Genomic DNA, 4,368 nt, shown 5'->3' with positions numbered 1-4,368 from the left:
TGATGACAAGGAGCCTAACCATGCAAAATCCCATTATTCCCGAACGCAAGATTGAGCAGCTTTCCGAGGTGATCAAAGCCATGTCTCACCCCCTGCGGTACAAGATTATCTGCCTGCTGGGACGAGGCGAAATGAGCATGCAAAGCCTCGTGAAAGCCATCAATACCAGCCACAGCAATGCATCGCAGCATCTTGCCTTACTGCAGGACAGCGGCTTGGTGCTGGTGCGACGGGTAGCCAGTCGTGTGTACTTTCGCATCCGTGATCAGCGCACCCTGCGTCTGCTGGCCATGAGCCACCACGTCCTCGCCTGACTTTCAATCTAACAGCGACATACCGCGCCGCAGAAACTCCGCGGCGCTCTCACCGAGTTCGGCGGTACCCAGAAAATGACGCCATGCTCCCGCGCCATTTTGCCCAAAGCGCAACCCATGCAAATGGCGGCTTAACCGCGGCGCCGGCAACGCCTCCCCCCACAGTTCCGCATATTCTATCAATCCAGATAAGATCACTTCGGGTTCTGGCAGGGTCTCCCTGCGCCCCATGGCACGTTCAATTTCCGCCAATAGTAAGGGATGATGATAGGCAGCACGCCCGATCATTACCCCATCCACTGCGGAAAACTGCGCCGTCACCGCCGCCAAATCGTTAAAGCCTCCATTGATCTCGATGGTCAGATGCGGCAGCTCTTTTTTCAACTGATGCACCCAATCCCAGCGCAAGGGCGGCACGTCACGGTTTTCAGCCGGACTGAGGCCTTTCAGCCAGGCATTACGCGCATGAACAATGAAGTGTCGGCACCCCGCCACCGCGACGGTTTCGATGAAAGCACGCAGCGCCACGTAGTCCTCTTCCCGATCCAGGCCGAGACGGTGTTTCACGCTGACGGGCAAGCCACTTTCTCCCATAGCTGCCACCAACTCGGCGACCAGCTCAGGCGTCGCCATCAGACAGGCCCCAAAGCGGCCTTTCTGCACCCGCGGCGAGGGACAACCCACATTCAAATTGAGGCCGTCATAGCCATAGGCATGCGCCATCGCTGCGACCGCACGCATCGCCGCCGGATCATCCCCCCCCAACTGCAAAATCAGGGGGTGCTCCGCCGCAGAGAATTCGAGAAATCGCTCAGGGTCACGCCCCAGAAGAAGCGCACTGGTGGTGACCATCTCGGTATAAAGCACACAGGAAGGGCATACCAGGCGCAGAAAATATCGACAATGGCGGTCTGTCCAGTCGAGCATGGGGGCTACGGACAGGATTTTATCCATCGCGGTATGCTTGTTTAGTTCGGCCACGCCCTATCCCCCGACCTGGAAAAGCAGATAACTCAGGAAGAAATCAAACTTCGCAGGGCGATCGCCGTACAAAATATCTCAGCGAATTGGAGGCTGGGCCCGGAATCGAACCGGGGTACGCGGCTTTGCAGCCCGCTGCATGATAATATTCCGGCATTTTGAATCATAAGCCTTTTTCATATATAAATGTTATCAGTATGTTGCGCGCCAATGTATCCCGCACCATCCCGCGTTATACCTGTCTGTCCCGCTCCGAAGTGCAGCGTAATTGCAGCGCCAAATACGGAATTCCTGGTTGTCAAAACAGGTGGTTGGCATTCTCATCACCCCTCGCGACTTGCGCTCGTCACGCTCAAGTTCAAGCGCGGGAAGGACGGGGTTGTTTACACCAAGCCTTGTATCACAGGATATCACAGGAAGCATGGTATCACAGGCCAGATAGTAAGGTATGGCTTTTAGTATATCTCTATAAACCATTTACAATCAACTAGTTGAACATTGTTCCTGGTTGTGGCATGCTGGAGAGGTTGAGGCTACCAAGGGGGATATGGGGATATATCGTATCCTACCGATAGACACCGAAACCCTCAGAAAAAAAGGATGGTCAATCAAGATGCGCACACGTTATTTGGCGCGGCGATCACATACGTTGAAGATGACGACGCTGCGGCTGGCGTGCGCATCAGGTATTCCGTTTCCAAGAACAACTATGCGGCGCCTATTCCGCACCGGTATTTCCTCAGGCATGAAGGCGGGGCGCTCCTGCCAGCGCCACAGGAGCGCCATGACGAAACAGGAGAATCACCAAAAGAACAAAGGGCGTCACAGCGGCTGAACCATAAGCCAAAAGCACTTCCCAGCCTCCTGACTCCTTTTGGATCACCCTATTTGGCAGCAAAAAAACGGTGAGACGCATGCCTGGTAAAGCATAAGTGAGGCTCCCAACCAAAACGGTCAGCCCAGCGCGCCTCCGAATGTGCAGCCGACGCAAGGGCCCACATATCACCAAGATGAAGAATGGATCGTTACCTCCTGGGGCAGATGCAAGGTCACAGGGCGGATTGGTCAGCGTCACCACGACCTGCTCGACGCTTTTCTCTGAAATGCAGAAAATTATCGGGAAACCGATGACGGGGAAATCGAAATATTAGTGGCCGACCTCAGGGGTGATTTTTCCGGCGGGGAGAAGGGTGGATATGGGGGCCATGCAGCGGGATAATGGTGTCGGCTGGCGATTCGGGCAATCGGACCGCCAAGCCGCTACCCAATTCCGCGTTGACCGCATAACTTTTGACAAAACATTTTTCTGAGTCGCGGATGGGACGGAAGTTACCGTCAACCGCGCTCCATGACGGTCCGGCTTGTGAAACCTATCTTATCCCGGAATGGTGAAAAGGAGATCACGAAGCTAGACACCAGGCACTCCGACAAATCCTTCCCGGCCATCTGGCGAGGCGGTGATCCTGTGTGGCCGTCCGATGGCGCATTGTGGATCGTGGAAGGTGGTACAGACGCCTTGGCGGTCATGGATTGGTATATCGCTCCCATCGGGTGGCGGCGCCGTCTATTCTGGTGTCGGGCGGGGCGGGAGTACGCGCGTTTCTGGACCAGCCGCATGTGCAGGCCCTCTTTTTGCAACAGGCCGCCACCACGTTCTACCTTTCTCTGGAGAACGAGAAAGACCAGGAGACACAGATCAAAACGGATGTAGCTCATCAGCGGCAAGCTGAAGAAATCCAGGCCATGGGATGCCAGATCGTTTTGTGGCGGCCACCTTTTGGCTCAAAGGACATTGCAGACGCATGGAAGGCGGGTGCCTTGCCAGATGCACATGATCCGTTGGCGCATACACGGCAGGAAAGCAAGGGCGCGGATGCCGCAAAGCTGCCGCCGACGCCCGCTGCCTGCCAGCCATCAACGCCAACGCCGTGAGCAGTACCCAAACGATTCTCGAATTCCATGCATAGTGTGTCAGGAAGTCGAGAATCCTGGTCGAATGATCCGCTACCCTTTATTGAAATCCATCTCGCGCCATATTACCAGACCAGCGAAGTTGCTGGACAGCGGTTATCGGGGGAGTGGGAAAACCCTGTCCCATCAAAGCTGCGGCAGGCGATCCAGGGGACGGACCTGTCGGGATAATCTCCCCTAATTCCGCGATGACGTAATGAAAAAATAGCGTGAAGGGCCCAAACTGTAAGGGTTTCCGGTATAATGGCTTTGGGAAAGCAGATCACCTAGCTACATGCCCATGGTGGGCCACCTGGCGGAGGCCGAGGTCGTGATCCACGATGACTTCCCTGCCGGGAATGTCGCTCCGGCCAGCGCCAATCTGGATTTCGTCAAAGCCTGCGAAGCGACCGGCAAGACCTTCGCCATTGGCCGCGATCCCTGAATCCGCCTGGACCCCATACGCCGGCTGCGCCGTGGCGGAGACCGTGCACAGTATGGAGCACACTCACAAAGCCTTTCGACTCATCGTGGTGCGCTATCGTCATCAGGCGGAACTGCTGGAAGAAGACTCCCCGCGTTACTACGTCATCGCCAGCAACCGCACGGGCAGTACCGCCGATGTGCTGATCTGGTACCGCCAGCGGGGTGAACATTCCGAGAATGGCATCAAGGAACTCAAAATCGGATTTGGTATGGAGCGGATGCCCTGCGGTCAGGAAAGTGCCAATGCGGCTTTCTTCCGGATCGGCGTCATGGCCCATAACCTCTTTGTTCTGTTCAAGCACGCGGCCCTGGGTGAGGGCTGGCAGCGGCATCGCGTTGCCACCGTGCGCTGGCGGCTCTTTCAGGTACCGGCGGGCCGACTCGTCCGGCATGCCGGTGCCTGGACGTTGAGCGTCGCGTCGAATGTGGCCGCAGACTTTGTCGCCATTCGCGGCCGTACCTACGCCTGTATGCACGACCCTGCTTCCTGAACAAGGCAGAGCAAACCTGGGAAAAGCGACTTTCGCGGAGATCGCGAGTGGGATGACTACTCTTTGCGTGAAGGTGAGGGTATTCCACGCCTCCAAACAGCGCAAAACCTGACCCATCAGCCTAAAAAAAGCAGTTACGGCCCGGC

6 protein-coding genes are annotated in these 4,368 nt (G+C 56.4%); 5 read left to right on the top strand and 1 reads right to left on the bottom strand.

Features of this window, described 5'->3' with window-relative positions; translation table 11 throughout:
• Window positions 1–2: 2 nt before the first annotated feature.
• Window positions 3–314 (top strand): ArsR/SmtB family transcription factor, encoded by a 312-nt coding sequence (locus tag AC2VNK_RS09900; RefSeq protein ID WP_486883633.1) that lies wholly within the window; start codon window positions 3–5, stop codon window positions 312–314.
• Between the two features lie 3 nt (window positions 315–317).
• On the opposite strand, the gene dusA is transcribed toward AC2VNK_RS09900, so the two are convergent.
• Window positions 318–1,268, bottom strand: coding sequence for a tRNA dihydrouridine(20/20a) synthase DusA (gene dusA, locus AC2VNK_RS09895; RefSeq protein WP_486883632.1), 951 nt, complete (start codon window positions 1,266–1,268; stop codon window positions 318–320).
• A gap of 627 nt (window positions 1,269–1,895) precedes the next feature.
• On the opposite strand from dusA, the gene AC2VNK_RS09890 reads away from it, so the two are divergent.
• The 4 genes from AC2VNK_RS09890 (at window position 1,896) to AC2VNK_RS09875 (ending at window position 4,222) form a co-directional block, all read left to right on the top strand.
• Complete coding sequence (locus AC2VNK_RS09890) at window positions 1,896–2,204, top strand: hypothetical protein (protein WP_486883631.1); 309 nt, start codon at window positions 1,896–1,898, stop codon at window positions 2,202–2,204.
• A gap of 621 nt (window positions 2,205–2,825) precedes the next feature.
• A complete protein-coding gene (locus tag AC2VNK_RS09885) occupies window positions 2,826–3,227 on the top strand; it encodes a hypothetical protein (RefSeq protein WP_291523236.1) in 402 nt (133 codons plus the stop codon).
• Window positions 3,228–3,546: 319 nt separating this feature from the next.
• Complete coding sequence (locus AC2VNK_RS09880) at window positions 3,547–3,690, top strand: hypothetical protein (RefSeq protein WP_486883630.1); 144 nt, start codon at window positions 3,547–3,549, stop codon at window positions 3,688–3,690.
• Between the two features lie 52 nt (window positions 3,691–3,742).
• Window positions 3,743–4,222 carry a transposase gene (locus AC2VNK_RS09875; RefSeq protein WP_486883629.1) on the top strand — a complete coding sequence of 160 codons (480 nt, stop codon included), beginning with the start codon at window positions 3,743–3,745 and terminating at the stop codon, window positions 4,220–4,222.
• The last annotated feature ends 146 nt before the right edge of the window (window positions 4,223–4,368 follow it).

The sequence above is a fragment of the Acidithiobacillus sp. TH-A35 genome (genome assembly GCF_057473505.1).
Note: the sequence above shows the minus strand (reverse complement) of the source record. Positions and strands in the feature narration are given on the sequence as shown.

What these genes read in the sequence shown, in the direction of transcription:
- AC2VNK_RS09900 (WP_486883633.1), top strand. Translation starts at nt 3, where the DNA reads ATGACAAGGAGCCTAACCATGCAAAATCCCATTATTCCCGAACGCAAG.
- dusA (WP_486883632.1), bottom strand. Translation starts at nt 1,268, where the DNA reads ATGGATAAAATCCTGTCCGTAGCCCCCATGCTCGACTGGACAGACCGC.
- AC2VNK_RS09890 (WP_486883631.1), top strand. Translation starts at nt 1,896, where the DNA reads ATGGTCAATCAAGATGCGCACACGTTATTTGGCGCGGCGATCACATAC.
- AC2VNK_RS09880 (WP_486883630.1), top strand. Translation starts at nt 3,547, where the DNA reads ATGGTGGGCCACCTGGCGGAGGCCGAGGTCGTGATCCACGATGACTTC.
- AC2VNK_RS09875 (WP_486883629.1), top strand. Translation starts at nt 3,743, where the DNA reads ATGGAGCACACTCACAAAGCCTTTCGACTCATCGTGGTGCGCTATCGT.